This is a genomic window from Sphingomonas sp. A2-49 (assembly GCF_025548555.1).
Lineage (GTDB): Bacteria > Pseudomonadota > Alphaproteobacteria > Sphingomonadales > Sphingomonadaceae > Sphingomonas.
In genome coordinates, this window is sequence record NZ_JAJLPA010000001.1 from 686392 (window position 1) to 711146 (window position 24755).

27 protein-coding genes are annotated in these 24755 nt (G+C 67.2%); 13 read left to right on the forward strand and 14 right to left on the reverse strand.

Going from position 1 to position 24755, the window contains the following annotated elements; translation table 11 throughout:
- Positions 1-11: 11 nt before the first annotated feature.
- The gene (locus LPN01_RS03275; protein WP_262826898.1) at positions 12-293 is read left to right on the forward strand and encodes a hypothetical protein; all 282 of its coding nucleotides are present in this window, start codon (positions 12-14) and stop codon (positions 291-293) included.
- A 296-nt stretch (positions 294-589) separates the two neighbouring features.
- Here the strand turns inward: LPN01_RS03275 and LPN01_RS03280 are convergent, their stop codons facing one another.
- Entirely contained in the window at positions 590-1822 is a 1233-nt protein-coding gene (locus LPN01_RS03280) for a cytochrome P450 (protein ID WP_262826899.1), read from the reverse strand.
- Positions 1823-1918: 96 nt separating this feature from the next.
- Between LPN01_RS03280 and LPN01_RS03285 the strand changes: the two genes are divergently transcribed.
- The 4 genes from LPN01_RS03285 (at position 1919) to LPN01_RS03300 (ending at position 4923) form a co-directional block, all read left to right on the forward strand.
- Positions 1919-2134: a hypothetical protein gene (locus LPN01_RS03285; protein WP_262826900.1), complete on the forward strand. Its 216-nt coding sequence runs from the start codon at positions 1919-1921 to the stop codon at positions 2132-2134.
- Entirely contained in the window at positions 2135-3112 is a 978-nt protein-coding gene (locus LPN01_RS03290; RefSeq protein ID WP_262826902.1) for an MBL fold metallo-hydrolase, read from the forward strand. It abuts the gene before it with no gap.
- A gap of 73 nt (positions 3113-3185) precedes the next feature.
- Positions 3186-3374, forward strand: coding sequence for a DUF3008 family protein (locus LPN01_RS03295; protein WP_262826903.1), 189 nt, complete (start codon positions 3186-3188; stop codon positions 3372-3374).
- 4 nt (positions 3375-3378) lie between these two features.
- The gene (locus tag LPN01_RS03300; RefSeq protein WP_262826904.1) at positions 3379-4923 is read left to right on the forward strand and encodes a protein-L-isoaspartate(D-aspartate) O-methyltransferase; all 1545 of its coding nucleotides are present in this window, start codon (positions 3379-3381) and stop codon (positions 4921-4923) included.
- Between the two features lie 10 nt (positions 4924-4933).
- Here the strand turns inward: LPN01_RS03300 and LPN01_RS03305 are convergent, their stop codons facing one another.
- A complete protein-coding gene (locus LPN01_RS03305; RefSeq protein WP_262826905.1) occupies positions 4934-5392 on the reverse strand; it encodes a DDE-type integrase/transposase/recombinase in 459 nt (152 codons plus the stop codon).
- 3 nt (positions 5393-5395) lie between these two features.
- A complete protein-coding gene (locus tag LPN01_RS03310; protein WP_262826906.1) occupies positions 5396-5656 on the reverse strand; it encodes a hypothetical protein in 261 nt (86 codons plus the stop codon).
- Positions 5657-5961: 305 nt separating this feature from the next.
- Between LPN01_RS03310 and LPN01_RS03315 the strand changes: the two genes are divergently transcribed.
- Positions 5962-6738 (forward strand): SDR family oxidoreductase, encoded by a 777-nt coding sequence (locus LPN01_RS03315; protein WP_262827067.1) that lies wholly within the window; start codon positions 5962-5964, stop codon positions 6736-6738.
- Between the two features lie 7 nt (positions 6739-6745).
- Here LPN01_RS03315 and LPN01_RS03320 read toward each other — a convergent pair whose 3' ends face one another.
- Genes LPN01_RS03320 through LPN01_RS03330 form a run of 3 tightly spaced genes read right to left on the reverse strand, consistent with a single transcriptional unit; the run spans position 6746 to position 9797 of the window.
- Positions 6746-7453, reverse strand: coding sequence for an SDR family NAD(P)-dependent oxidoreductase (locus tag LPN01_RS03320; RefSeq protein WP_262826907.1), 708 nt, complete (start codon positions 7451-7453; stop codon positions 6746-6748).
- Positions 7450-8742, reverse strand: coding sequence for a cytochrome P450 (locus tag LPN01_RS03325; protein ID WP_262826908.1), 1293 nt, complete (start codon positions 8740-8742; stop codon positions 7450-7452). The genes LPN01_RS03320 and LPN01_RS03325 overlap by 4 nt, the downstream gene beginning before the upstream one ends.
- A 23-nt stretch (positions 8743-8765) precedes the next feature.
- Positions 8766-9797: an amidohydrolase family protein gene (locus LPN01_RS03330; RefSeq protein ID WP_262826909.1), complete on the reverse strand. Its 1032-nt coding sequence runs from the start codon at positions 9795-9797 to the stop codon at positions 8766-8768.
- Between the two features lie 108 nt (positions 9798-9905).
- Here LPN01_RS03330 and LPN01_RS03335 point away from each other — a divergent pair, with 108 nt between their 5' ends.
- Positions 9906-11111, forward strand: a complete 1206-nt coding sequence (locus LPN01_RS03335; protein ID WP_262826910.1) for a CynX/NimT family MFS transporter — start codon at positions 9906-9908, stop codon at positions 11109-11111.
- Here LPN01_RS03335 and LPN01_RS03340 read toward each other — a convergent pair.
- From LPN01_RS03340 to LPN01_RS03350, 3 genes are read right to left on the reverse strand one after another with little or no spacing between them, the layout of a single operon-like run.
- Entirely contained in the window at positions 11074-12333 is a 1260-nt protein-coding gene (locus LPN01_RS03340; protein ID WP_262826911.1) for an NAD(P)/FAD-dependent oxidoreductase, read from the reverse strand. The genes LPN01_RS03335 and LPN01_RS03340 overlap by 38 nt on opposite strands.
- Before the next feature lie 40 nt (positions 12334-12373).
- The gene (locus LPN01_RS03345) at positions 12374-13093 is read right to left on the reverse strand and encodes an SDR family oxidoreductase (protein ID WP_262826912.1); all 720 of its coding nucleotides are present in this window, start codon (positions 13091-13093) and stop codon (positions 12374-12376) included.
- Positions 13094-13106: 13 nt separating this feature from the next.
- Positions 13107-13934 carry an SDR family NAD(P)-dependent oxidoreductase gene (locus tag LPN01_RS03350; protein WP_262826913.1) on the reverse strand — a complete coding sequence of 276 codons (828 nt, stop codon included), beginning with the start codon at positions 13932-13934 and terminating at the stop codon, positions 13107-13109.
- Between the two features lie 163 nt (positions 13935-14097).
- On the opposite strand from LPN01_RS03350, the gene LPN01_RS03355 reads away from it, so the two are divergent.
- A complete protein-coding gene (locus LPN01_RS03355) occupies positions 14098-15141 on the forward strand; it encodes an aldo/keto reductase (RefSeq protein ID WP_262826914.1) in 1044 nt (347 codons plus the stop codon).
- Positions 15142-15159: 18 nt separating this feature from the next.
- Complete coding sequence (locus tag LPN01_RS03360) at positions 15160-16035, forward strand: SDR family oxidoreductase (RefSeq protein ID WP_262826915.1); 876 nt, start codon at positions 15160-15162, stop codon at positions 16033-16035.
- A gap of 24 nt (positions 16036-16059) precedes the next feature.
- On the opposite strand, the gene LPN01_RS03365 is transcribed toward LPN01_RS03360, so the two are convergent.
- From LPN01_RS03365 to LPN01_RS03385, 5 genes are read right to left on the reverse strand one after another with little or no spacing between them, the layout of a single operon-like run.
- A complete protein-coding gene (locus LPN01_RS03365) occupies positions 16060-16953 on the reverse strand; it encodes a fumarylacetoacetate hydrolase family protein (protein ID WP_262826916.1) in 894 nt (297 codons plus the stop codon).
- A 1-nt stretch (position 16954) separates the two neighbouring features.
- On the reverse strand, positions 16955-17878 hold the full coding sequence (locus LPN01_RS03370; protein ID WP_262826917.1) for a VOC family protein: 924 nt from the start codon (positions 17876-17878) through the stop codon (positions 16955-16957).
- Positions 17879-17919: 41 nt separating this feature from the next.
- Positions 17920-18690: an SDR family NAD(P)-dependent oxidoreductase gene (locus tag LPN01_RS03375; RefSeq protein ID WP_262826918.1), complete on the reverse strand. Its 771-nt coding sequence runs from the start codon at positions 18688-18690 to the stop codon at positions 17920-17922.
- Entirely contained in the window at positions 18687-20117 is a 1431-nt protein-coding gene (locus LPN01_RS03380) for an MFS transporter (protein ID WP_262826920.1), read from the reverse strand. The genes LPN01_RS03375 and LPN01_RS03380 overlap by 4 nt, the downstream gene beginning before the upstream one ends.
- A 49-nt stretch (positions 20118-20166) precedes the next feature.
- Complete coding sequence (locus LPN01_RS03385; protein WP_262826921.1) at positions 20167-20367, reverse strand: ferredoxin; 201 nt, start codon at positions 20365-20367, stop codon at positions 20167-20169.
- A gap of 203 nt (positions 20368-20570) precedes the next feature.
- On the opposite strand from LPN01_RS03385, the gene LPN01_RS03390 reads away from it, so the two are divergent.
- From LPN01_RS03390 to LPN01_RS03405, 4 genes are all read left to right on the forward strand, one after another.
- Entirely contained in the window at positions 20571-21947 is a 1377-nt protein-coding gene (locus tag LPN01_RS03390; RefSeq protein WP_262826922.1) for a Rieske 2Fe-2S domain-containing protein, read from the forward strand.
- Between the two features lie 40 nt (positions 21948-21987).
- Complete coding sequence (locus tag LPN01_RS03395; protein ID WP_262826923.1) at positions 21988-22557, forward strand: aromatic-ring-hydroxylating dioxygenase subunit beta; 570 nt, start codon at positions 21988-21990, stop codon at positions 22555-22557.
- A gap of 117 nt (positions 22558-22674) precedes the next feature.
- Positions 22675-23580 (forward strand): 3-hydroxyacyl-CoA dehydrogenase, encoded by a 906-nt coding sequence (locus LPN01_RS03400; protein WP_262826924.1) that lies wholly within the window; start codon positions 22675-22677, stop codon positions 23578-23580.
- Positions 23577-24749, forward strand: a complete 1173-nt coding sequence (locus LPN01_RS03405; RefSeq protein ID WP_262826925.1) for a thiolase family protein — start codon at positions 23577-23579, stop codon at positions 24747-24749. The genes LPN01_RS03400 and LPN01_RS03405 overlap by 4 nt, the downstream gene beginning before the upstream one ends.
- The last annotated feature ends 6 nt before the right edge of the window (positions 24750-24755 follow it).

Genomic DNA, 24755 nt, shown 5'->3' on the forward strand with positions numbered 1-24755 from the left:
ACGGATGCCCAGTGAATGAACGGCCCCACCCGCTCGCACTGAAAGCGTATGAGGATATGCTTAGTTATCACAGCACCGTAATCGGCGGTTCGGACGATCTCGGCCAATACCGTGACGATCGGACCATCGGTATGCCCGAAGTATCTGCAGAATCGGCGTCGAGGAACGCCCACAAGGGCCGGAAGCTCGCGGCTAAGCTGATCAAGGCCTGGCATAAAGATGTTGCAACCAGAGTGGAGTGCGAAGCCGCCCAAGAGGCGGCCATTAAGGCGCGATTCGGCAGAGCCCGTTGATGATCGCGGTCCCCACGGTACTGTCTTTGCTGATGGCCGCTGTGATCGCGTGGGTCACTGCATCATCCATCAGCACAGGCCACATCACTTTGTACACTGGTCGGCGTGGACGAGCGCTCTTGATAACACGGCAGGAGCCGATACCGTTCTGGTCAATGCTGCTGCTGATGTGCCTGATATCGCTCATGCTGTTGCTGAGCGCAGCTGGGGGATGAGCAGCATCGCAGGAGTAGCGGCCGTGCGGGAATTTCGTGCCTTGGGGCGTGTCGCTATTCTACCCGACTAGGCAGACGCCGTTAGCAACTCTGAATAATCAAGCGGCTGCATGGGAGCGTAGGGAAGCGGTTCAGTGGAACGGCAAGCAACTGCTCCGGCACCACGTACTGTTGTGACAGCAATTGCCGGATTGCACGCCCGATCAACTCGATGGTGAACCACTCGCCCGGACAGCGGTGATCGCGCGCGTGATCGCCCGCTCCCTGCGGCACCAGATCGAACCCGCTCGACTCCCGACCGACAAAGCGGTCGGGCCGGAACTGCTCCGGAGCGTCCCAAAGGCGCGGATCGTGGTTGGTAGCGTGGAGGCCCAGCAGCGTCCAGTCGCCCTGTTCAAACCGACGGCCTCGCCAGACAAAGGCCTGTCGCACGCGTCCGCCGATGACCGGGAAGAACGGGTAGAAGCGCCGAACCTCCGACACGAACGCCGGCAATCTGCCGTCCAGATCATGTCTCAGCCATGCCGCGGCGTTGACATGCTCGTGAAGGGCGAGGGCCGCGAACGTGATAAACCGGGCGACGGCTACCGTCGGGCGGATGAGGTTGAGCACTTCTACGCCGGCAGTGGTGAGATCCAGCGGCTTGCCGTGTTGATCATGGAATTGCGCGAGGCGCTCAATGGGGGAGGTTGGCGGCCCACCTGCGTCGCGGCAGCGAACCTCGGCGATGGCGCGACGGGCCCATCGCTCGCTGCGTCGACGCAGCATCAGCCCGCGCCAGGCGCGCGGACCGGCGGTGCCGGCACCATCGATCATCGCCGTCATTTCGCGCGTGCGCGCTGCCAACGTCTCTCCGGCCACCGGCACGCCAGCCCAGGCGCAAGCAGCGTCGCAAAGAACTTCCGCGACTGCATCGTGCAGCACGATCGGGCCTGTCTTGCGCCAACGCTTGAAAGCCGCAGCAAGGCGTGTTTCGAATAGATCGCCGATGTGCGTGACCTCGCTCCCGGTGAGCAGTTGGAGGAACAGCGCCTTGCGGGCGGCATGGGCCGCGCCGTCGAGCGACTGTACGCTACCCTTGTCCTGCAACTGGCGCAGCGTGGTCGTTGGCATCGCCCCCGAGCGGGTGAAGTGATGGCCGTCGTAGAATTGCCGCGCCGCATCCTCGCCCATCATGCACACCACCTGGCGGAGCATGATGCGCGTTGCGAAGGCGTCGGTGTCGAGTTCGGCACAGCGATTGCCTACAAAGCGATAGCCTTCGCGAAAGAAGGCGCGTGTGCTGTCCACTGTTCGAAGGCGCGGGATGGTCATTCAGCCAGAACGGACGCGAGCCGAACGAGTTCAGTCACTTGACCGTCGGAACGGATGATCGCGCCGGGAATTGTTGAGACGGTCAGGAGAGCGATCATGAGCACGACCAAGCATGACAAATCCGGCGACGAAGGTCCTTTTACCAGCGACCTTGAGGATGATCCGGGCGTCGGTCAGTCGCCGGGCTTGCAGCGCACCGGCGAAGACCCCGATCTGCTGGAGGCCGACAACACGCAGGAGGGCGACGTCGAGAACGGCGCCGGCCCGAACGGCGAAGCGCGTGAAGGCGATCTGGGACGAACAAACAAATAAGTGACGCCGAGCCTCCGACCCAGCTTGGTCAACGGCCGGTTCGGCGATCCTGCCGTGTTCATCGAGGTGGCGCACGAGCGCGCCGCCATTCTGCTGGATTGCGGCGATCTGTCGGCGCTCAGCGCACGCGACCTGCTGCGCGTTCGGGCGGTGTGCGTGTCGCACATGCACATCGATCACCTGATTGGCTTCGACGCGCTGCTGCGGGTGAATGTCGGCCGCGACGCTGTCATCGACCTGATCGGCCCTGTTGGCGTGACAGGATGCATCGGTGCGAAGCTGGCTGGCTACAGCTGGGATCTGGTCGACCGCTACGCGACCGAGTTGGTGTTCGTGGTCCACGAGGTCATCGCCGCCGGCAGGGTTGCAGCGACGCGCTTCCGCTTCTCGCGCGGTTTCGCTCCCGAACCGGAGCGCGAAAGGTCGGGCGAGGCGATCCTCGCGACGACGCACTGGCGGTTGCGGACCGCCGTCCTGGCCCATCACGGCCCCTGCCTCGGCTTCCTGGTCGAGGAGCCAATCCATATCAACATCTGGCGCAATCGCGTCGAGGCGGCGGGTTTGGCGATCGGTCCATGGCTCAAGCCGCTCAAGGAGGCGGTGCGCGCGGGATCGCCCGACGATACGCTTATCGCCCTGCCTGACGGCGGGACCGCGCCCCTCGCTGAGCTCCGGGCGCTGGTCAGCGTCGAGCGCGGGCAGAAGATCGGCTACGCCACCGACGTTGCCGACACGCCCGCGAACCGTGCGGCAATCGTCGGGCTCTGTCGCGACGCCGACCTGCTGTTCATCGAGGCCAGTTTCTCCGCTGCCGACGCTGAACGCGCCGCCGCTCGGGCGCATCTGACCACGACCGCCGCCGGCGAGATCGCCCGGGCGTGCGGGGCGCGGCGCGTGGAGCCGTTCCACTTTTCGCCACGCTACGACGGCGGGGAGCAGATGCTGTTGGACGAGGTCTCCGCAGCTTTCGCCAATTGACCCACATGGATCAGTCCGGGGCACTGCCTTGCCGCTAACGCGTTGACTTTGGCAGACAAGAGGAGAAGCGAAGATGCCTGCCAAATCCGCCGCACAACAGAAGGCAGCCGGCGCCGCGCTCAGCGCGAAGCGTGGCGATCAGCCTGAGTCGAAGCTCAGGGGCGCGTCCAAGACCATGGAGAAATCCATGAGCGAGAATCAGCTGGAGGAGCTTGCCCACACCAAGCGCAAGGGCAAGCCGGAACATAAATCGAAGAGCTGATGTCGTGAGCGATCACGAGGAAACACTTCGGCGCATGGTCGACGTCCAAATCGCCCGCCGCGGCGTGCGGGACGCCGCAGTGCTCGACGCCATGCGCGCGGTGGCGCGCGAGCGGTTCGTGCCTGAGGGCCTGGTCGAATTCGCCTTTGAGGACGGGCCGCTGCCGATCGAGGTCGGGCAGACCATCTCCCAGCCCTATGTCGTCGCCGCCATGGTCGAGGCGGCCGAAATCGGTCCGGGAGACCATGTGCTCGAGGTCGGCGCAGGATCCGGCTACGCGGCAGCGGTGCTGGGCCAAGTGGCCGGCCGTGTCATCGCGATCGAGCGGCACGGCGAGCTGGCGCGGTTGGCGCGCGCGAGGATGTCCGCCCTCGGCTACGACAATGTCGATGTGCGCGAGGGCGACGGCACCCTCGGACTGCCGGAAGAGGCACCGTTCGACGCGATCCTTGTCGCCGCCGGCGGCTCGGAGGTGCCGGAGACGCTGAAGCAGCAGCTTAGGATCGGCGGACGGCTTGTCATGCCGGTCGGCGAGCCTGACGTGCAGACGCTTTGCAAGGTGACGCGCGTAGCGGAGGATCGGTTCGAGGAGGAGAGCCTTGGCGCGGTCACCTTCGTGCCGCTGATTGGCGCCCACGGCCGGGCGGAGGACGGGCACCGTTCTGCGAGCAATCATTCCCCGGGCGCATCGCGCAAGCAGACGGTACCGGAGATGATCGCCGGGGCGGCCGAGCCGCTGCCCGACTTCGACGATCCCGCCTTCGGTCGCCTGTTCGATCGCTACGCCGACCGACGAGTGGTGCTGCTCGGCGAGGCGAGTCATGGGACGAGCGAATTCTACCGCGCCCGCGCCGCGATCACGCGCCATCTGGTGGAGCATTACGGCTTCACCATCGTGGCGGTAGAAGCGGACTGGCCCGACGCGGCGACGGTCGATCGCTACGTGCGTCATCGCGAGCCGCGTGCGGGCGCCGAGAAGCCCTTTGAGCGCTTCCCGACGTGGATGTGGCGCAACACGGACGTGCAAGCGTTTATCCACTGGTTGCGCGAGCACAACGCGGGCATCGCCGAGAGGAGCCGGCGTGCCGGCTTCTACGGGCTCGACATCTACAACATGTCCGCATCGATTGGTGCCGTGCTCGATTATCTAGACCGGGTCGATCCGGAAGCGGCGAAGGTCGCCCGCGAGCGCTACGGCTGTCTTACCCCGTGGCAGAAGAATCCTGCCACTTACGGCCGCGCCGCGCTGAGCCGAGGCTATGCCGAGTGCGAGGAGGCGGTGATCGAGCAATGCCAGGCGCTGCTCCGCAAGCGGCTCGACTATGGGAAGGGTGACAGCGACGCCTTCCTCGACGCAGCGCAGAACGCGCGGCTGATCGCCTCGGCCGAGCGCTATTACCGGATCATGTATTATGGCGGCGCGGAGAGCTGGAATTTGCGCGACACACACATGTTCGAGACGCTCCAACACCTGCTCGATGCCAAGGGGCCGGATGGTGCTGTCAGTCTAACGCGAACCGCTCTCCACAAGATGCACAAGGGGCTTTGAGCGCAGCGGCTTAGCTCGCGAGGATCTGCCACTCCGCAAGCGCTGCGGAGCGTCGGTCCTTGTAGGTCTGCCGATCGACGAGATGACGTTCGAGGCTGAAATGGTTGTGGACGTTGGCGTGGACGGAAGCGAATTTTTGTAGCGTCTTCATCCGCCTGAAACGTTGCATCGCACGTTCTCGTCGTCGGAACTGCAGGTGGCTGTTCTCCACCCGGTTGTTCGCCCAGCGCCCCACCTCCTGCTTGTCAGCGTTGCCCAGGTCCTTCATCGCTGCGCGGTACGAGCGAAGCCCATCGGTGGTGATCTTGTCAGGCGAGCCATGACGCTTGAGCGCCTTCTTCATGAAGGTGAGCGCTGCGTCCTTATCGCGGGTCTTGGTGATGTAGCTTTCGAGGATCTCGCCCTCGTGATCGACCGCACGCCACAGGTACACCATCTCGCCATTCAGCTTCACGTACATTTCGTCCATGTGCTAGCGCCAGTGACGGAAGCCGCCCATCCGGTTGATCCGCTGGCGGCGGATGTCACCTGCGAACATCGGCCCGAACCTGTTCCACCACATCCGTACCGTCTCGTGGCAAATGTCGATGCCGCGCTCGAACAGCAGATCCTCCACGTTCCGCAAGCTGAGCGGAAAACGGACGTACATCATCACCACCAGGCGGATTACCTCGGGCGAGGAGTTGAACCGGCGGAACGGGCTTGGCGGAAGTGCTCTGGATTTGCGGCTCATGCGAGCCAATTGTCAGCGCGGACCGCGTGGTGCCACGTTGGTCTGACAGAGTCAGCGCGGGGCATGCCCCCGCCCTACTCCGTTCAGCGCATCAGGACACCTGGTGCATTTGGTTTGACGGAGCCCCTCAGTCCGACTGTGGAATGCTATCCGTTCGCGCAGGCGATCAACTTGCTGGACGATCTGGAGGAAACTGGCGGCTCCTCTCGATCAATGCAGAGATTGGTTTACAAAAAAAATCTGACTCATACGCTTCAGCTACCGGTACTTCTAACGTTGCCGATCATTGGCGTAGGGAAAGAATGATGAATCTGGGACTGTCCGGAAGGACAGCACTGATATGCGCTTCGTCGCGTGGATTGGGGTTCGCCTGTGCGAGCGCGTTCGCGCGAGAGGGATGTCATGTCGTCATCAACGGGCGCGATCCCGCCGTCTTGCGGGAGGCACGCGATACCATAGCAGTCCATGGTGGAACGGTAATACCCGTAATTGCAGACGTTGCCACCGCGGAAGGCCGCGCGGCGCTGATGGCCGCGGCCCCCACTATCGACATCCTGGTGACGAACAATGGCGGCCCGGCGCCGGGGCGGTACGATCGCTGGGACGAGGACGCCTGGATCGCTGCGCTGCAGGCCAACATGTTGGCCGCCATCCTGTTGATCACGCAGGTCGTGCCGGGCATGCGCGCGCGGCGGTTCGGGCGGATCGTCAACATCACCTCGGCGATGGTGAAGTCGCCGCAGCTACCGATGGGGCTGTCGACCGCGTCGCGGGCGGGCCTGACGGCGTTTGCCAAGGCGCTGTCGCGCGAGGTGACGTGCGACAACGTCACGATCAACAATCTACTGCCCGAACGGATTGAGACCGCCAGGCTGCAGGGCATGATCGCGCGCGTGGCGCGGCACGGCGGGATTGACGAGCTGGCGGCGCGTGCCGAGATGCTGCGGCCGATACCGGCTGGCCGGTTCGGCACGCCCGATGAATTCGGCGACGCCTGCGCGTATTTGTGTTCCGCGCAGGCCGGGTATGTCACCGGGCAGAATTTGCAGATCGACGGCGGCGCCTATGCGGGGTTGATATAGAGCGCGGTCAGCCGCACGGCAGCACGAACGGCGCGGCGCGCTGCGTGATCGCGGCGATCTCGCAGGCCGCGGCGTCGTCGCCATAGACGCATTCGATCCGGTCGCGCGCGGCGATCATGTTGAGGTACAGCGCAGCCACGGCATCAGCGGCGGCGCGGTCCATCCGCGCGAAAACGGGGACGGTGCCGACATAGATGCCGCTGTCCTTCAGCTCTTCGGCGAGACTGTAGACATAATTGCGTAGCGCCGCCGCGCCGAGCCCCATCGAGCCGAGCAGCTTCATCGGCAGCAGCGAGGACCGGCCGCTGGCGAACAGCAGCGCGCCCTCGTCGCGTGCCTGCATGTCCGGCAGCACCTGCCGTACCGCGTTGATGGCGCCGACGGTCAGGAATTCGAACGCCGATCGCGCCGTTTCCGCCGTCACCTGCGACGGCGGCACGAACGCCATCGCCAGCGGGCTGAATTCGAGCACGTCGACCCGCCCGAACCGCGCTTTGATCGCCGCGAACGCGGCGACGAGCTGCGCCGCGTGGGTCAGGTCCGCGACGAAGCCGACGGCTTCGATGCCGGCCTCCCCCAGTTCGTCGACCATCGCGTCGAGCGACGCCTGACGCCGCGCGATCAGCGCCACCGCATAGCCCTGCGAACCGAACGCACGCGCGACCGAAAGGCCGAGCAACGGACCGGCGCCGAGGATGGCGATGGTCGGCTTCATGGAACGTCCCAGACAACATGGACCGAATCCGGGCCGCGCAGGCCGACGCCCTTGATCCGCGGCGGCGGCGTGTCGGGGTCGAAGCGGATGTTGGGCAGCAGATCGAACACTGCGTTGACCGCCGCCTCGATCTCGGCCTTCGCGACGAACAGCCCGATGCACATGTGGACGCCGTAGCCGAAGCCGAAGCTGGGTTTCGGCCGGCGATCGATGTCGAACGTGTCCGGATCGTCGAACACCTCCGGATCGCGATTCGCGGTCTGGATCACCATCGACACGATCGAGCCCTCGGGAATCGCGACCCCGCCGATCTCGACATCGCGCGCGGCCTCGCGCGCCTTGAAGGTGGCGACGGGTTCGTACCGTACAGCCTCGTCGATAGCCTTCCCGATCAGCTTGCGATCCGCGCGGACGCGGGCCAGCAGCTCCGGACGTTCGAGCAGGAGAATCATCAGGCTGCCGAACGTCCGCGTTGTGGTCTCCGCCGCGGCGGGCAGCAGCATGCGGACGAAATCCGTCACCTGCTCGTCGGACAGGGTGACACCTTCATGCTCGGTGCGCAGCAGGCGGCCAATCAGGTCATTGCCCTTGGAGCCTTCGGCGCGGCGCTTCTCCACCAGTGGCTTCACGTGATCGTGGAGCGCCTGCGACGCCGCCAGCGCCTCGGTGCGGGCGCGCATGGCTTCCTCGGGATCGCGCTTCGGGCCGGACAGGATCTTGAGCGCCATCGTGGCGAAGACCTCCATGCCCGCGGGATCGTCGGGAAAGCCGAGGATCGCGTAGATCACGCGTACCGGGAACCCCAGGCCGACATCCTTGATGAGGTCCGCCTTGCCGCGCGGCACCAGCGGGCCGATGAATTCGTCGCGGATGACCGGCTCGATCAGCGATTCGCGCCATTCCTTCAGCACCGGCGGCATGAAGCACGGCTGCAGCAGCGCACGCATGCGGCGATGATAAGCGCCGTCCATCGCGGTCAGCATGAACGTGCCCATGAAGCTGCCGAGCCCCTCGCCGATCAGGCTGCTCGTGAAGGAATCCTCGTCGCGCAGCACCGCGCCGATATCGGCATGGCGGAACAGCGTGTAGACCGGCCGCCCCTTGGCATTCCCGAAGATCGGCGGGACGCCCAGTTCCTCGAGGATGTCGCCCTTCATGACCGGCGTCTCGCGCATGCGTTCGCGATAGAAAGGCAACGGATCCTCGAGCGATCCGCCGAAATTGTCGCTGACGGACTGGAAGCTCTTCGCCATCGCGCGCGTGTCTTCGGTGTCCAATGCGGTAGCCATCGTGTCTCTCCTGGAGTTCGGGTTCACGCAGCCACGGCCCTTGCGCCGCCGACGTCGAGCTTCAGCATCTCGATCGCGTTGGTGCTGCGTATCTTCTCGCGGTCGGCTTCGGACAGGCCAATGCCCGCGGTCAGGTCGCCATGATCATAGGCGCCGCCGAAATTCGTGCCGTAGACCAGCCGGTCGGTCCCGACGACCTCGACCACGCCGCGCCGCAGCGCCGGATGATGGACGTCGAGATCGAAGTAGAAATTGGGCATGTAGTCGAGCAGCGGCCGCTGGTTGCGCGCATCGGGCGCCATCGCGCCGTTGAGTTCGGACAGCCGCCCGAGCTGGAACACCGCCATGCCGCCAGCATGGGTGATATAGGATTTCAGCGTCGGGAACGCATCGAGCGCGCCGCCGCAGATCAAATACCAGAAGAACAGCGTCTCATCGACGCAGTCGCCGACGATCGAGGTCGTCTCGAACCGATCCTCGTGATGCCGTTCGCCCAGATAGATCGACTGGTTGAAGCCGTGGACCATGATTGGGACGTCGAGCTCGGCGAGCTTTTCCCAGACCGGGAACAGCCGTTCGTCATAGGTCTGGATCCCGTCGAAATTGGTGCCGCCGACGCACAGGCCCTTGGCGCCGAGCACGCGGACCGCGCGATCGATCTCGACGACCGCGGCCGCCGGATCCGCCAGATTGGCGTGCGCCCAGAAATCGAAGCGATCGGGCATGACCCGGCAGAAGGCGGCGAGTTCGTCATTGCAGATCCGGGCATAGTCGTTGCCGAATTCGCCCGCCCAATACATGAACGCGTGCGACGGCACCGACAGCACCAGCTTGTCGACGCCGCGCGCGTCCATCAGCTTGATCCGCGCCGCATGCGTCATGCGCGCCAGCAGGTTCGCCTCGGCCTCCGCATCGCTGGCGGCCTTGGTCGGCTGCTTGGTGCCGAGCGAGAAATGGCCGACCGTCAGCCCCTGCATCTTCATGAAGGGACCCCAGAACGCGTGGCGGTTCAGCATGCCCGGCGAGACCAGGTGGGCGTGCACGTCGATCAGCATATGCATCCTCGTCCATATTGTTATGAGAACCATATTCTCATATTCGAATGGCATTCCGCAAGAGCGTATCGGTGGACGGTACGCGTCCGATCGAGAAAAGGACCGAGAATGGCTCCAGCACAGGTGGCGCCGCGTCCGCGCGCGCTGCTCGGTTCGGGGATCGTGTGCACCGCGTTTTCGCTGCGGATGATCTTTACGAGCCTGTCGGTGCAGCTGCCCGAGATCGTCCGCGCGCTGGCGCTGTCGGTCGGCGAGGTCGCGCTGCTCACGACGCTGCCGGTGCTGTGCCTGGGGCTCTGCGCGCCGCTGGGACCGGCGATCGCGCGCCGGCTGGGCACCGAGCGTACGCTGTTCGGCGCGATGGTGCTGGTCGCCGCCGGCACCGCGCTGCGCGCCAGCGGGGCGGCCTGGACGCTCTTCGTGTTCTCGATCCTCGCCTGCGGGGCGACCGCGACCGCCAACGTCCTGTTGCCGAGCCTGGTGAAGCGCGACTTCGCCAACCGGTCTTCGCTGCTGACCGGATTGTACGTCATGGCGATTTCGGGCGGCGCCGCGTTCGCCGCAGCGGCGACGATACCGCTGGTCCATCGCGTGGGGGCAGGCTGGCAATTCGGGTTGGCGGTCTGGGCGGTGCCGGCGACGCTGGCGGCGCTGCTATGGGTACCGCAGCTGGTGCGGCGCGGCGGATCGACCGACCCGGTCCACGCCGTTACCGGGCTGTGGCGCGACCCGCTGGCGTGGCAGGTGTCGATGTTCATGGGCCTGCAGTCGGCGCTCGCTTTTTCGGTGCTGAGCTGGTTGGCGCCGATGCTGCGCGAGCGCGGGCTGCGGCCGGTCGATGCGGGGCTGGTGCTGTCGATCCTGATCGTCGTGCAGCTCGCTACCTGCCTGACGGTACCGGCGATCGCGATGCGCGCGCGCAACCAGCGCGCGCTGGCGATGATCCTGGTCGCGGGCGGGGTCTGCGGCCTGCTGGGCCTGGTGTTCGCGCCGCTGGGCGGGGTCTGGATCTGGGCGCTGGTGCAGGGGCTGGCGCAGGGCGGGCTGTTCTCGCTGGCGCTGACGATGGTGCTGCTGCGCGCGCCCAACGCGCATGTCGCGGCGCATCTGTCGAGCATGGCGCAGTGCGTCGGCTATATCCCCGCCGCGCTGGCGCCGCTGCTGGTCGGGCTGCTGCGCGCGTGGACCGGCGGCTTCGCCGCGGCGGGCGCGCTGTTCGCGCTGATCGGGCTGGCGCTGGTGTGGAGTGGACTGGGCGCCGGCCGCGACGCGCTGGTCATGGCGCGGGTGGCGGACCCTGGACGATCTGCTTGATCGGCACGCCGGTGTCCGCGAGCAGGTCGGGATCGACCACGCGCTTCTCGCCGACCAGCGTCCGGCCGGCCATGAATTCCTGCGGCATGTTGACCGCCTCGACCGCGAGGATCCGCCATGCGTCCGACAGATGGAAGATCGCAAATTTCGCGTCGGGGATCGACCCGCGGACGACCAGACGGTGCGAATCGAACGGTACGCCGACGATCTGCAGCTTCAGGTCGTATTGGTCCGACCAGAACCACGGCACGTCGTGCGCCGGCGGTGCCTTGCCGACGATGGCGGCGGCCGCGCGCCGGCCCTGCTCCACCGCGTTGGGCACGCTTTCCAGCCGGAACATGCGGCCGTCGTACAGCGGCATCGGCCGCCAGGTCATGTCGCCGATCGCGTAGATGCCGGGGACCGAGGTCCTGGCGTCGTCGTCGACCACCACGCCCCCGGCGTCGCAGGTGAGCCCCGCATCGCGCGCCAACTGGTCGCAGATCGTCGCGCCGACGCCGACCAGCGCGGCGTCGCACGGCACGACCTGGCCATCGCCAAGCCGGACCCCCGAGACGCGGCCGTCCAGCCCGACGAATCCTTCGACCTGCGCGTCAGTGACGATCTTCAGCCCCCGGGCGCGATGATAGGCGTCGAAGAAACCGGCGAGCGGCTCGCACGCGACACGCGACAGGATCCGCGCCTCGCGTTCCAGCAGCACAACCTCAGTCCCGAGCGACAGCGCCGATGCCGCCGCCTCCAGCCCGATATAGCCGCCGCCGACGATCGCGAGGCGCCGCCCCGGCCCGACCGCGTCGCGGATCATGTCGGCGTCGCGCAGGTCGCGGAGATAATGGATGCCGTCCAGGTCCGCGCCGGGGATCGCCAGCCGGCGCGCGCGCGACCCGGTGGCCAGGATCAGCACGTCATAGGAAAGCAGCGTCCCGTCGGCGAGCGTCACGGTGCGCGCCACCGGATCCACCGTCCGGGCATCGCGCCCCAGGTGCAGCGCGATGCCGTTGTTCGCATACCAGCTTTCGGGGCGGAGCTTCAGCGTCTCCATCGCCGCGGTGCCCTTCAGATACGCCTTGGACAAGGGCGGCCGGTGATAGGGCACGATCGGCTCGTCGCCGACCAAGTCGATCGGGCCGAGATGCCCGGCCTGGCGCAGCGCCGCGACGGCGTTTCCGCCGCCATGGCCTGCACCGACGATGACCACGCGGGCCTGGAGAGAATCGCTCATCGCGCCACCTTATGACGTTCGAAAGACGGGCCGTCGCGCGTCAATGCTGCTGGCCACTGGCATAGAGGCGCAGGTGCGGCACGTTGGCGTGGAGCGGCTGATCGACCATGAAGCGGACCGCGGCAGCGACGTCCGCCGGGGCCAGCGGGGTCAGGCCTGCCGTGGCGGCGGCGCGGCGATCGGCGGGCAGATGGTCGAAGATGCCCGTGTCGGTGCTGCCCGGCGCGATGATCCCGACGCGGACGCCGCTGCCGGCGAGCTCGATCCGCAGCGCATCGCTGGCGATTTCGAGCGCGCGCTTCAGCCCGCCATAGACTCCGGCGGTGGCCGAGCTGAGGTTCGCCCCGATGCTCGACACGTTGACGATATGGCCGCTCCCCTGCGCCTTCATGGCGCGCGCGAAGACGTAGCTGGCACGCACCGGTGCCGCGTAGTTCAGCGCGATCATCGGCTCGAGCGCGGCCAGGTCGAAGGTGTCGAGCCCGCCGACGCGGAACACGCCGGCATTGTTGACGAGGATGTCCGCCCGGCCGAAGCGCGCGACCGCCGCGTCGAGCATCGCCTGCGCGGCGTCGGGCTCCGCGACGTCGAGCGCCAGCCCCGAGGCCCGGTCGCCGATCGCGGCGCAGAGCCGGTCGAGCACGTCGCCGCGGCGCGCGACCAGCAGCACGCGCGCGCCGCCGTCGGCCAGCGCATGCGCGATCCCCTCGCCGATACCGGCCGACGCCCCCGTCACGACCGCGACCTTGCCCTCCAGCATCACGCCCGCCCCTTCAGAAGCTGTTCGCACCGATCCGCGCGAAATAGTCGCGGATCGGTGCGACGGTCGGGACGTGGCTGGAAAAGCCGCCGTCGACCGGGATCGTCGTGCCGGTGACGAACGCGGCCTCGTCGGAGGCCAGGAACGCGACGACGTCGGCGATGTTGCGCGGCTGGCCCAGCTCGGGGGTGAGGTGCGCGTCGAGGATGATCTGGCGCAATTCGCCCTGCACCGAATGCTGCGCGTTCTCGCCGAGCACCAGGCCGATCTGGATGGTGTTGGAGCGGACCCCCTGCTTGCCATATTGCGCGGCGATCGACTTGCTCATCAGCGCGATCGCGGCCTTGGACATGCCATAGGCGGTGAGCGTCAGGTCGCCCTGCGCGCCGAACCCCGAACTGGAATGAATCAGCGAGCCGCCGCCGCGCGCGATCATGTGCGGGATCACGTGTTTCGAGCAGAGCAGCGCGCCCCCGGCATTAACCTGCATCGTGCGCAGCCAGGTGGCGTGATCGACGTTGCAGACGTCGCGGTCGCCCGCGCGGTGATCGGCCGTCAGGATCGCGGCATTGTTGTGGAGGATGTCGATGCCGCCGAACGCCGCAACGACGCGCGCGACCATGTCCCGGACCTGCGCCTCGTCCGCGACGTCGACCGCGATCCCGATCGCTTCGGCACCGGTGGCGCGGATCTCGACGGCGGCATCCTCGGCGCGGACAGCGTCGAGTTCCGCGATCGCGACGGCGGCGCCGTGGCGGGCGAGCGTGCGCGCAGTCTCGCGGCCCAGCCCCTGCCCCGCCCCGGTGACGATCGCCACTTTGCCGGCAAGCTTACCCGTCATCGCGCTCTCCTGTCCGCAGGGCGTTGGCCGCCCGTTCGATCGTGCGTCTTTAGCGGGAACAGCCCCCCTCCTGTCAACGCCGATCGGTTTAGGTATCAGAATGCAATTCCGATATTGAACGAACGCATTCCGCTGCTAGAGCGAAAAGAAAAGGAGAGGATGCATGGCTTCCCAGACCGTCCAGGGTGCGCGCTACCGGTTGCTCGGCCGCTCGGGCCTGCGCGTCTCGCGGCTCGCGCTGGGGACGATGACGTTCGGCCAGGCGCCCTGGGGCTGCCACGCCGGGGCCGCGGCCGAGATCCTCGACCGCTATCTCGACTGGGGCGGCAACTTGATCGACACCGCCGACCATTATGCCGGCGGCGAAAGCGAGCGCATGCTCGGCGCGATGCTCGCCGAGCGCGGTGCGCGCGACAAGATGGTGATCGTCGACAAGTTCAGCTTGGGCGCCGGCGAGACCGGCGCCAACGCGGTGGGCAACGGCCGCAAGACGATGGTGGCTTCGCTCGACGCGAGCCTCAAGCGGCTCGGGACCGACTATATCGACCTCTACACGCTCCACCTCTGGGACGGCGTGACGCCGGTGGAAGAGGTGATGCGCGCGCTGGACGACGCGATGCGCGCGGGAAAGATCCGCTATGTCGCGCTGTCCGACGTGACGGGCTGGTACGCGGCGCGCGCGCAGACGCTGGCCGAATGGCGCGGCTATGCCCCGGTGTGCGCGCTGCAGCTGGAATATTCGCTGCTGGAGCGCGGGCTGGAGCTGGAATTTCCCAGCCTGTGCGATTCGCTCGGCATGGGGATGCTGGCATGGGCGCCGCTGTGCAACGGGCTGCTGGCGGGCAAGCATCGCCGCCCCGAGGACGGCGGGCTGGCGGCGGGGCGAGTCAAGGCGGTGGCGGAATCCGGCCGGTTCGACCGGCTGACCGAGCGCAACTGGACCATCATCGCCGAACTGGAGCGCGTCGCCGCCGCGCTCGACCGGCCGATGGCGCAGGTCGCGATCAACTGGGTCGCGAACCGGCCGGGGGTCGGCGCCGTGATCCTGGGCGCGACGCGCGCCGCGCAGATCTCGGAGACGCTCGGCGCGCTGGATTTCGCGATCCCCGACGAGCTGCTGGCCGACCTCGAACGCGTATCGGCGCTGCCCAAGATCTTTCCGTATCGGTTCCTGGAGCGGATGCAGCCGGTGCTGCAACCGCGATAACGCAATGAGAGGATAGCCATGAACATCGACCTGAGCGCGAAACGCGTCATCGTCACCGGCGCGTCGCGCGGCATCGGGCGCGGCATCGCCACCGCCTTCGCCAAGGAAGGCTGCCGGCTGGCGATCGGCGCGCGGACCGACAGCGCGATCCAGGCGACCGCGGACGAATTGCGGCCGTTCGCCGGCGACCTGATCGTCCGCCGGCTCGACGTCGCCGACGATGCGTCGGTCAAGGACTTCGTGGCGGAGGTGACCGAGCGTTGGGGCGGCGTCGACGTGCTGGTGAACAACGCCGGCCAGGGCCAGAGCGGCACGCTAGAGAACCTAACCGCCGAGATGCTGCTGGCGCACGCGAACATCCTGCAGATGGGGCATTTCCGGATGGCGCAAGCGGTCGTGCCGCACATGCGCAAGCAGCGCTGGGGACGGATCATCGACATCAACGCGGTCGCCGGGTCGATCCCGACGCCCGACGGCATCCCCTCGGTCATCAACCGCGCGTCGTGCATCGCGCTGTCGAAACTGCTCGGCCAGGCGCTCGCGCCCGACAATATCCTGGTCAATTCGCTGAACATGGGCTGGATCAACACCGGCCAGTGGGACCGGCATTACCGCGAGATGCCGCCCGGCGTGAGCCGTGAGGAGTTCGACGAGATGGTGCTGAAAGTGGTGCCGCTCGGCCGTTTCGGGACGCCCGAAGACGTCGCCGGCGTGGCGCTGTTCCTGGCCAGCGATCTGGCATCGTTCATCAGCGGGGTCGAGATCAACGTCTCCGGCGGGCTCGGCGGCCAGATCACCTATTATCCCAAGCTGAAACGCGAGTTCAACCAGGCCATGCAGGCGCGGTACGACCTGTCGCAGGAGGCGCTGGACATCGACACGATCGCGTCCTGACCGAGCCGGTCGCGACGACGGGGATCAGGCCGTCGTCGCGACCGGGAAGCCCAGCCGGCCGACCGCGCGGTTCGCACCGAGCCTGCGCTGCGGACCGACGACATTCTCCAGCACGCCGATCCCGGCGATGCGCGCCTCCAGCCGGTCGCCCGATCGCAGGAAGCGGCCATCCTCCAGCCCGACCCCGCAGGTCGATCCCGTGAAGACCATGTCGCCCGGCCGCAGGCGGATGCGCGCGTCGACGAAGTTCAGCAGCTCGTCCATCGCGAAGATCATGTTGCGGCTGTTGTCGCGCTGACGCAGCTCGCCGTTGATCCGCATCTCCAGATCGACCTCGGGCTGGCCCGGGCCACCCATCGCGTCGAGCGTCGTGATCCAGGGGCCGAGCGGCGCGGTGTCGTCGAGCGCCTTTTGCGTGAACAGGTCGAGCGAGCCGAGCTGCTTGCCCGCATCGCGCGCGCTGATGTCGTTGCCGATCGTGTAGCCGAGCAGGCACGCGCTCGCCTGGACCTCGTCGTCGAGCGGCCGCGCGACCACCGCGACCAGCTCGATCTCGAAATCCAGCATCGCGGTCACCGCCGGATAGACGATCGTGCCGCCCGGATCGACGATCGCCGACTCCGGCTTGATATACGCGATCGTGTGCGGCGGCGCCTCGGTGCGTCCGAGCCGGGTGAGGTGCTCGAGATAGTTCATCCCGATGCCGAAGACGCGGCTGCCGGGTTGGCGCGGCGCGCGCAGCCGGACCGTCGACAGCGGCACCGCGACATCCGCGCGCAGGACGTCCTCGCCCTCGGTCGCGACGAGCGGCGCCCAGGCCTCGAACGGCGTCCGGATGCGCCGGGCGGTCTGCAGGTCCGGGTCGATCACCGCCCAGACCAGATCCTCCGCCAGCCCGGCGACGCGCGCGATATGCACCTCAGCCGACCTCGCCGAGTTCGGCGAGCTTCTTCACGCTGGGCCCAAGCACCGGCCCGACCAGCTGATGGCCCCAGCTGCTCAGCTTCTCCGGATTGAGCTCGAACATCTCGGGATGCCAGGGTTCGACCTCGTAGATCGTCTCGACCGCGAAGCCCGACGGCGAGTAATGATAGAAGGACAGATGCGGATCCTGGGTGTGCTGGCCCAGCGTGAACATCATCGGGATCTGGCGTTCCTTGACGATGTCGTAGGTCTTGCCGACGTCGTTCACGGTGTTCACGTACAGCCCGATATGCTGGATGCCGCGCATGCCGGGGCCATGGCCATAGGCGATGTCGTGGCTGGTCTTGTCGTTCAGCTTGGCGCGGAAGAAGCCGGTGCGGCCCTTGCCCGCGCCCGAGCCGTACCAGGAGAAGCCCATGACTTGGGTCAGGAAATGCTCGAGCTCGTCGGTATATTCAGGCGTGATTACGACCAGGTGGCAGATGCCGCGTTCCGCGGTGTTGAAGCCGGCATGGGGCCGCGGGGGCAGGAACGACCCCGGGGTGTATTTCTGACCGTAGAAGAGTTCGTGCTGGAACCCGACCGGATCCTTGAACCGGATCAGCTCGCGGACCCCGCGCCGCGCGGCCAGCGCCGCATCGCCGCGCTCGACCGCGATGCCCTCGGCCTCGAACTTGGCGATCGCCGCGAGGAACTCCATGCGGCCGCGCGCTTCCCAGCCGATATAGGCGAGGCGGTCGATCGGGCCGGGATGGAAGGCGAGGCGGTGGCGGCGGTCGTCCAGCTTGAAATACAGCGACTCGGCGTCGTCCTCGGGCGATGCGGCGGTCGAGAAGGCCAGCACGTCCGGGCCGTAATCGCGCCACTGCGCGATCGTGGCGCTTTCGAAACCGAGATAGCTGATACCGACGATATCCATGTCCAGAACTCCTGTTGGCGAGCGCCTGCGCGCTTGCTGGATTAAACCGCGCGACTTCCGCCATCGACGAGAATGTCCGTGCCGGTCAGAAACGACGCCTCGTTCGAGGCGAGGAACAGCGCGGTCGCGACGATCTCTTCGGGCTCGCCCGGCCGACCGAGCGGGATCCGCGCGGTCAGCTTCGCGCGGATGTCCGGATTGTCGAGGAACGCGGCCGTCCCCGGCGTCCGCACGAAGCCGGGGCTGAGGCTGACCGCGCGGATGCCGTCGGGCGCGCCCTCGACCGCGAGCTGGCGGGTCATCGCGATTACCGCGCCCTTGGTGGCGTTGTGCGCCAGCGTGCCGGCACCGGGCGACCCCGCCCAGCCCGCGGTCGAGCCGACGTTGATCACCACCCCGCCGGGCCGCGACAGATGCGGCCAGGCGGCGCGCGAGACGAAGAACACCAAATCGAGTTCGTTGCGCAGCGTGAAATGCCAGTCGTCGTCGGTCATCGCGTCGATCGGCGCGAAGCGCGCGGCCGAGGCGTTGTTGTAGAGGATGTCGATACGGCCGTGTTCGGCGACCGCGTCCTGGACCCATGCCGTGGCGGTGGCCGAGCTTACCAGATCGACCGCGCCGCGGGTGCCGTGCATCACCCCGCCGGCCTGCTGCACCAGCGCAATCGTTTCGTCCTGCCCGGCGGCGGTGACGTCGCACCCGACGACGATCGCGCCCTCCGCGGCGAACCGCAGCGCGGCAACGCGGCCCTGGCCGCCACCGGTGCCGGTGATCAGCGCGACCTTGCCCGCAAGCCTTCCCGTGATGGTCATTCGAATGCCTCGCTGCCGCGCAGGGCGATGCCCGGCCGGCCTGGTTCCTGCGATCGCGCCATGCCCACGCGATCATGTTTGTCGAGCTCGACCCGGATGTCGGCGCAGCGCGCCGCGGTCAGCGGGTATCGCCAGCAGAGCAGCGCGCCCAGCAGCCCGGTCAGCGCCGGCGTTCCGGCGAACAGCCATTGCAGCGCCGACAGCGCCGCGGGCGCGTTGGCCGCGCCGATCTTCGGGTCGTAGCCGATCAGGTCGAGCGCGATGAAGCCGATCCCGACCGACACCGCGCCGCCGAGCTTCCAGCTGCTGATGAGCAGCGCGTAGAGCACGCCGGTGCGATCAGCGCCCGACGCGAGCCGCAGTTCGTCCCCGGCATCCGCCATCATCGCGCGCGGCAGGAAGGTGACGCCGCCATAGAATATGCCCCAGATCGCCATCACGATCGCCGCCGGGACGAGCGCGCGCGCCGGCACCAGGAACATCACCGGGCAGATGAGCAAGGTGCCCAGTCCGCACAGGCCGAGCGTGACGTGCTTGCCGATCGGCGCGGCGAGCGCGCCCATCAGCGGCACCGCCAGCACCCCCGCCGCCATCTGCGCGATCAGCAGCACGCCGAGCACGCTGCGGTCGAAGCCCTTGGCCGCGGTGAAGAAGAAGACGAGCAGCGAGGACGCGACGCCGAAGCCGATGCCGAACAGCAGGTCCGCGATCACGAGGCGCGCGACCGCGGGGCGGGCGACGAGCGCGAGATAGCCGCGCAGGCCGATCGCGTGACGCTCGCGCGGCAGGGCGCGTTCGGGCACCGCGAACGCGGCGAACAGCGTGGCGGGGACCGCGACGCCGATGATCAGCCAGCCCATGCCGCGCAGCGCGGTCGCGGCGTCGTTCGCGCGCGTCCCCATCAGCAGCGGCAACAGCATGACGAGGCAGATGCCGCCGAGGAACGCCGCCTGGATCCACGCATAGATCCGCGCGCGTTCGGCATAGCCGCGCACCAGCCCGGCCGCGAGCGACAGCTGCGCCAGCGACAGGATCGACCAGCCGAGATAGGCGAGCGTCAGGCCGACGATCAGGTCGACCGAACCGGCGCCCGCGCGCGGCATGAACAACAGCATCGTGCCGATGATGAACGGCGCGAGCCCGGCGACCAGCCACGGCCGGAACTTGCCCCACCGCGTCTCGGTGGCGTCCATCAGGAAGCCGAGCGCGGGATCGACCACGATGTCGAACACCCGCACCATCATGAAGATCGTGCCGACCAGCGCGAGATTGAGGCCGAGTGCATTCCCGAAGAATTCGGGCACGTTGACGACCAGCGGCAGCGTCAGCATCGCCATCGGTATGCTGGCGCCCGCGATCGCGACCTTGGCCAGCGGGCGCACCGAGCGCCCGGCAAGTGAGGCGACAGGATCTTGGCTATCGGTCACGCGGCATCCTCATATTGGTCCGGGACGTCTTCGCCCTCGCGACGGGTGGTCAGTGCGTGATCGGTTCGAGGGTCAGCGCGAGCTGGGGGCACGCCTCGGCGGCTTCGCGCGCCCGATCGACCAGCGCCGCCGGGACGATATCGTCGTCCAGATAGACGATGCCGGCCTCGTCGAGCTTGAAAACCTCCGGGCAGATCTCGAAACAGACGCCATAGCCGCAGCACGCGCCGCGATCTGCCACGGCGCGCATTCCGCCACCCGCCCCTACGCTCGACTCATCGCCAGAATTCATTGGTTCATCCGCTCCTCGTCCGATCCAGCCGCACGGGGAGGAACCCCCGTCCGACGCCCGGCGCCTCGTTCGACGCATTGTTGCATCTTCTGAACAGAGATGGCATATCTGTATTGAAATTACCAGCCGCCGCGCGAGCGGTTCTTTCGGAGGATGCAATTATGCTGACACGCACTAGCACGACGCTTTCCGACGGTACCCGTATCGAGGATATCGTCCGTCCCGACACCCGCGAGGTCGAGCTCCGTGCCCTGTCGGACAAGGAAATCTACGAGCTCGAGATGGAGCGGATCTTCGGCAAGACCTGGCTGCTGCTGGGCCATGCGAGCGAGATCCCGAACTCCGGCGACTATATGATGCGCGACATGGGCAGCGATTCGGTGATCGTGACGCGCGACCGCGAGGGCGCGGTCCATGTCTCGCTCAACGTCTGCCCGCACCGTGGCATGCGCGTCTGCCTTGCGGATCGCGGCAACACCCAGGTGCACAAATGCATCTATCACGGCTGGGCGTTCAAGCCGAACGGCGACTTCATCGGCGCGCCGATCGCCGACGAGAAGATGCACGGCGAGATCCTGCCCAAGAGCGAGCTGGGGCTGAAGAAGGCGCGGGTGCATCTGTATGCCGGGCTGATCTTCGCGACGTGGAACATCGACGGACCCTCGTTCGACGACTTTCTCGGCGACATGAAATGGTATTACGACATGATCTTCCAGCGCACTGCCGGTGGCTGGGAAGTGATCGGTCCGCCGCAGCGCTTCATGGTCGACGCGAACTGGAAGGCGGCGGGCGAGCAGTCCGCGGCCGACGGCTATCACACGCTGACGCTGCACCGCTGGCTGGAGGAGATGTTCGGCAACGGCGGCAGCGAGCTCAGCAGCACGATGTACGGCGTCGAAGTTGGCTCGAACCACGGCCACGCCCTTCGCTGCCAGTCGCTGGCGAAGAAGTTCGAGCGCGCGCGCGACTTCGATTCGGGCACGCTGTCGGTCGAGGAGCGCTGGAACATTCTGCCCGCGCCGGGCTGCACCCCCGACATGTTCGCCGAGGTGCAGAAGCAGCTGAGCCCCGAGCAGCTGGAGCAGCTGATGACCAACCCGCCGCAGGTCGGCGGGATGTTCCCGAACGTGCTGCTCGCGTGCATCTACGCGCCGCAGCCCGACGGCCGGATCCTCGGATCGATGGCGCTCCACACCTATATCCCGCGCGGACCCGACCAGCTGGAATTCGTGAACTGGGTCTTCGCCGAAAAGGGCACGTCGGAAGAAGACAAGGCCATCATGCTGAAGAACACCGTCTTCATGCTGGGCACGTCGGGGCTGGTCGAACAGGATGATTCGGACACCTGGCCGCACATGACGATCAGCGCGCGCGGCGCGCAGGGCCGCAAGATGACGATGAAATACCAGGCCATCAACAAGCTGCCGCCGCCCGCCGACTGGCGCGGCCCGGCCTTTGCCTATGACGGTTTCACCAAGGACGACACCCAGTGGAACTGGTGGATGTACTGGCGCGAGCTGATGAGCACGCCCGCTTGAGACGTCCGACGGCCCCCTGCATCGTTCCGAAAGTAGCATCATGACCACATTGTCCGCCGTCGCCGAGCCGGAAACCGTCGAGGCGCCCGCTGCGCGGCGCGTTCCGATCGGTTCCCCGCTCTACAACCGCCTGCTCGAGACCTATTATCACGAAGCCGAGATGCTAGACGAGCTGCGCTTCGCGGACTGGACCGACTGGCTGGCGACCGACCTGCGCTATACCGCGCCGCAGCGACTGACGCGGCTGCTCGCCGACCACGACAAGTCGATCGACCGGTCGGTCATGCATTTCGACGAGAGCTACAACACGATCAAGGCGCGCGTGAAGCGCCTGAACGGCAACAGCGCGTTCGCCGAGGACCCCCCCTCGCGCACGCGCCGGCTGGTCACCAATATCCGCGTCGAGACCACCGCGACCGCGGACGAATACAAGGTGCGCGGCTATTTCCTGCTGACGCGAAGCCGGTTCGAACAGTCGAAGCTGGCGGTGATGAGCGGCGAGCGCCACGACATCGTCCGCGACCTGGGCGAGCGGTTCGAGCTGGTCTCACGCGAGACGATCCTGGACCAGGCGGTGCTGGGCATGCCGAACCTGGCGATATTCCTCTGAACCCCGTAACCATTTATTCTTCAGCGAGAGCGCCGTTCTACAAACAGAATTGACAAGCGCGGAGCGAGCGGCGACGAGTCCGGCAGGTGGATCGAGATCCACGGGGAGGACTTTAATATGACGTTGAACCGCAACCGCAGGGTCGCCGTTGCCGGTGCCGGGCTCATGGGCACCGGTATCGCGCACGCGTTCGCCGCCGCGGGCTTTCCGACGATCTTGGCCGACATCGACGGCGCCGCGCTGGACCGCGCACGCACGGCGATCGACGCGATCATTGACGGCGGCGTGAAACTGGGCAAGCTGACGGCCGAGGCCGGGGCGGCGGCAAAGGCCAATCTGGACGTCGCGACAACGGTGGAGGAAGCGGCGAGCGGGGCCGCGCTGTTCGTCGAGACGGTATCCGAGCAGCTGGCGGTCAAGCTGGCGGTGATCCGCGAGGCCGAGCCGGTCCTGGCCGCGGGCGGCATCCTGGCGACCAACACGTCGGCGCTGAGCGTGACCGAGATCGCGCGCGGCACCGCCGACCCGACGCGCGTGGTCGGCATGCATTTCTTCAATCCGGTCCACAAGATGAAGCTCGTCGAGCTGGTGCGCGGGCTGCAGACGAGTGCCGAGACGCTGGCGGCGACGCGCAGCTATTGCGACGCGATCGGCAAGACCTCGATCGTCGTCAACGAGGCGCCGGGGCTGACCACAAGCCGGATGTCGGCGTTGCTCGGCAACGAGGCGATGTACATGCTGATGGAGGGCACCGCGACCGCCGAGGACATCGATACCGCGCACCGCATGGGCTTCAACCATCCGCTGGGGCCGCTCGAACTGGGCGACGTCACCGGCTGGGACACGCGGCTGTCGGTGCTGCGCTATCTGCACCAGACGCTGGGCGAGAAATTCCGCCCCTGCCCGCTGATCATCAAGATGGTCGCCGCCGGCCGGCATGGCCGCAAGACCGGCGCCGGGGTCTATGAATATGATGGCGCCGACAAGATCCCCGGCTCCGGGCTGAAGGCGGGCGTGTTGTGACCGAGATCGTCATCGTCGACGCCGCGCGGACGCCGATCGGGCGGTTCCGCGGCAGCCTGAAGCATGTCCGGGCGGATCATATGGGCGCGCTGCTGATCGACGCACTGGTCAAGCGCGCCGGCATCCGGCCCGACGACGTCGACGACGTCGTCTTCGGTTGCGTCACCCAGATCGGCGAGCAATCCGCCAATATCGCGCGCACCGCCTTGCTGGGCGCGGGCTGGCCGAGCAGCATCCCGGGCATGACGATCGACCGCAAATGCGGGTCGGCCGAGGCGGCGGTGCACGTCGCGGCGGGATCGATCACGATGGGGGCGACCGACGTCGTCGTCGCCGGCGGCGCAGAAGCGATGACGCGCGTCCCGATGGGCAGCAACCGCGACCTGCACGGCGAGGCGTTCGGCTGGATGGTGACCGACGCCTATGACCTGGTGCCCCAGGGCGAGGCCGCAGAACGCATCGCCGACCTGTACGGCGTCACCCGGAACGCCTGCGACGATTTCGCGATCGAAAGCCACCGGCGCGCGGCATCGGCCGCCGACGCCGGTTATTTCGACCACGAGATCGTGCCGATACCGCTGGCCAGCGTCCAGGAACGCGGCGCCGAGAGCGGGCTGGACGTGCTGCGCGGCGACGAGACGATCCGCCGCGACACCAGCCGCGAGAAGCTCGCGACGCTGAAGACGAGCTTTCGCGAAAATGGTCGCGTCACTGCGGGCAACGCGTCGCAGATCTGCGACGGCGCGTCGGCGGTGCTGCTGATGTCGGCCGAGGCCGCGGCGCGGTTGGGAGTCAAGCCGCGGGCGCGGATCGTCGCGACGGTGACGGTCGGATCGGACCCCGAACTGACGCTGACCGGGCCGATCGACGCCACCCGCAAGCTGCTCGCGCGCACCGGGCTGCGCGCCGACGATATCGACCTGTTCGAAGTGAACGAGGCGTTCGCCACGGTGCCGATCGCGTGGATGAAGGAAATCGGCGTCGGCCACGACCGGCTGAACGTCAACGGCGGCGCGATCGCGCTCGGCCATCCGCTGGGCGCGACGGGCACCCGGATCATGGCGACGATGCTGAACGAACTGGAACGGCGCGAAGGCCGCTACGCGCTGCAGGCGATCTGCTGCAACGGCGGGCTGGGCACCGCCACGCTGATCGAGCGCATTCCTTAAAAGTCG

Excerpts from the sequence above, each read along its gene's own strand:
- LPN01_RS03280 (WP_262826899.1), bottom strand. The coding sequence starts at position 1,822 with ATGACCATCCCGCGCCTTCGAACAGTGGACAGCACACGCGCCTTCTTT.
- LPN01_RS03285 (WP_262826900.1), top strand. The coding sequence starts at position 1,919 with ATGAGCACGACCAAGCATGACAAATCCGGCGACGAAGGTCCTTTTACC.
- LPN01_RS03295 (WP_262826903.1), top strand. The coding sequence starts at position 3,186 with ATGCCTGCCAAATCCGCCGCACAACAGAAGGCAGCCGGCGCCGCGCTC.
- LPN01_RS03305 (WP_262826905.1), bottom strand. The coding sequence starts at position 5,392 with ATGGACGAAATGTACGTGAAGCTGAATGGCGAGATGGTGTACCTGTGG.
- LPN01_RS03310 (WP_262826906.1), bottom strand. The coding sequence starts at position 5,656 with ATGAGCCGCAAATCCAGAGCACTTCCGCCAAGCCCGTTCCGCCGGTTC.
- LPN01_RS03315 (WP_262827067.1), top strand. The coding sequence starts at position 5,962 with ATGAATCTGGGACTGTCCGGAAGGACAGCACTGATATGCGCTTCGTCG.
- LPN01_RS03320 (WP_262826907.1), bottom strand. The coding sequence starts at position 7,453 with ATGAAGCCGACCATCGCCATCCTCGGCGCCGGTCCGTTGCTCGGCCTT.
- LPN01_RS03325 (WP_262826908.1), bottom strand. The coding sequence starts at position 8,742 with ATGGCTACCGCATTGGACACCGAAGACACGCGCGCGATGGCGAAGAGC.
- LPN01_RS03330 (WP_262826909.1), bottom strand. The coding sequence starts at position 9,797 with ATGCTGATCGACGTGCACGCCCACCTGGTCTCGCCGGGCATGCTGAAC.
- LPN01_RS03335 (WP_262826910.1), top strand. The coding sequence starts at position 9,906 with ATGGCTCCAGCACAGGTGGCGCCGCGTCCGCGCGCGCTGCTCGGTTCG.
- LPN01_RS03340 (WP_262826911.1), bottom strand. The coding sequence starts at position 12,333 with ATGAGCGATTCTCTCCAGGCCCGCGTGGTCATCGTCGGTGCAGGCCAT.
- LPN01_RS03345 (WP_262826912.1), bottom strand. The coding sequence starts at position 13,093 with ATGCTGGAGGGCAAGGTCGCGGTCGTGACGGGGGCGTCGGCCGGTATC.
- LPN01_RS03350 (WP_262826913.1), bottom strand. The coding sequence starts at position 13,934 with ATGACGGGTAAGCTTGCCGGCAAAGTGGCGATCGTCACCGGGGCGGGG.
- LPN01_RS03355 (WP_262826914.1), top strand. The coding sequence starts at position 14,098 with ATGGCTTCCCAGACCGTCCAGGGTGCGCGCTACCGGTTGCTCGGCCGC.
- LPN01_RS03360 (WP_262826915.1), top strand. The coding sequence starts at position 15,160 with ATGAACATCGACCTGAGCGCGAAACGCGTCATCGTCACCGGCGCGTCG.
- LPN01_RS03370 (WP_262826917.1), bottom strand. The coding sequence starts at position 17,878 with ATGGATATCGTCGGTATCAGCTATCTCGGTTTCGAAAGCGCCACGATC.
- LPN01_RS03375 (WP_262826918.1), bottom strand. The coding sequence starts at position 18,690 with ATGACCATCACGGGAAGGCTTGCGGGCAAGGTCGCGCTGATCACCGGC.
- LPN01_RS03385 (WP_262826921.1), bottom strand. The coding sequence starts at position 20,367 with ATGCGCGCCGTGGCAGATCGCGGCGCGTGCTGCGGCTATGGCGTCTGT.
- LPN01_RS03390 (WP_262826922.1), top strand. The coding sequence starts at position 20,571 with ATGCTGACACGCACTAGCACGACGCTTTCCGACGGTACCCGTATCGAG.
- LPN01_RS03395 (WP_262826923.1), top strand. The coding sequence starts at position 21,988 with ATGACCACATTGTCCGCCGTCGCCGAGCCGGAAACCGTCGAGGCGCCC.
- LPN01_RS03400 (WP_262826924.1), top strand. The coding sequence starts at position 22,675 with ATGACGTTGAACCGCAACCGCAGGGTCGCCGTTGCCGGTGCCGGGCTC.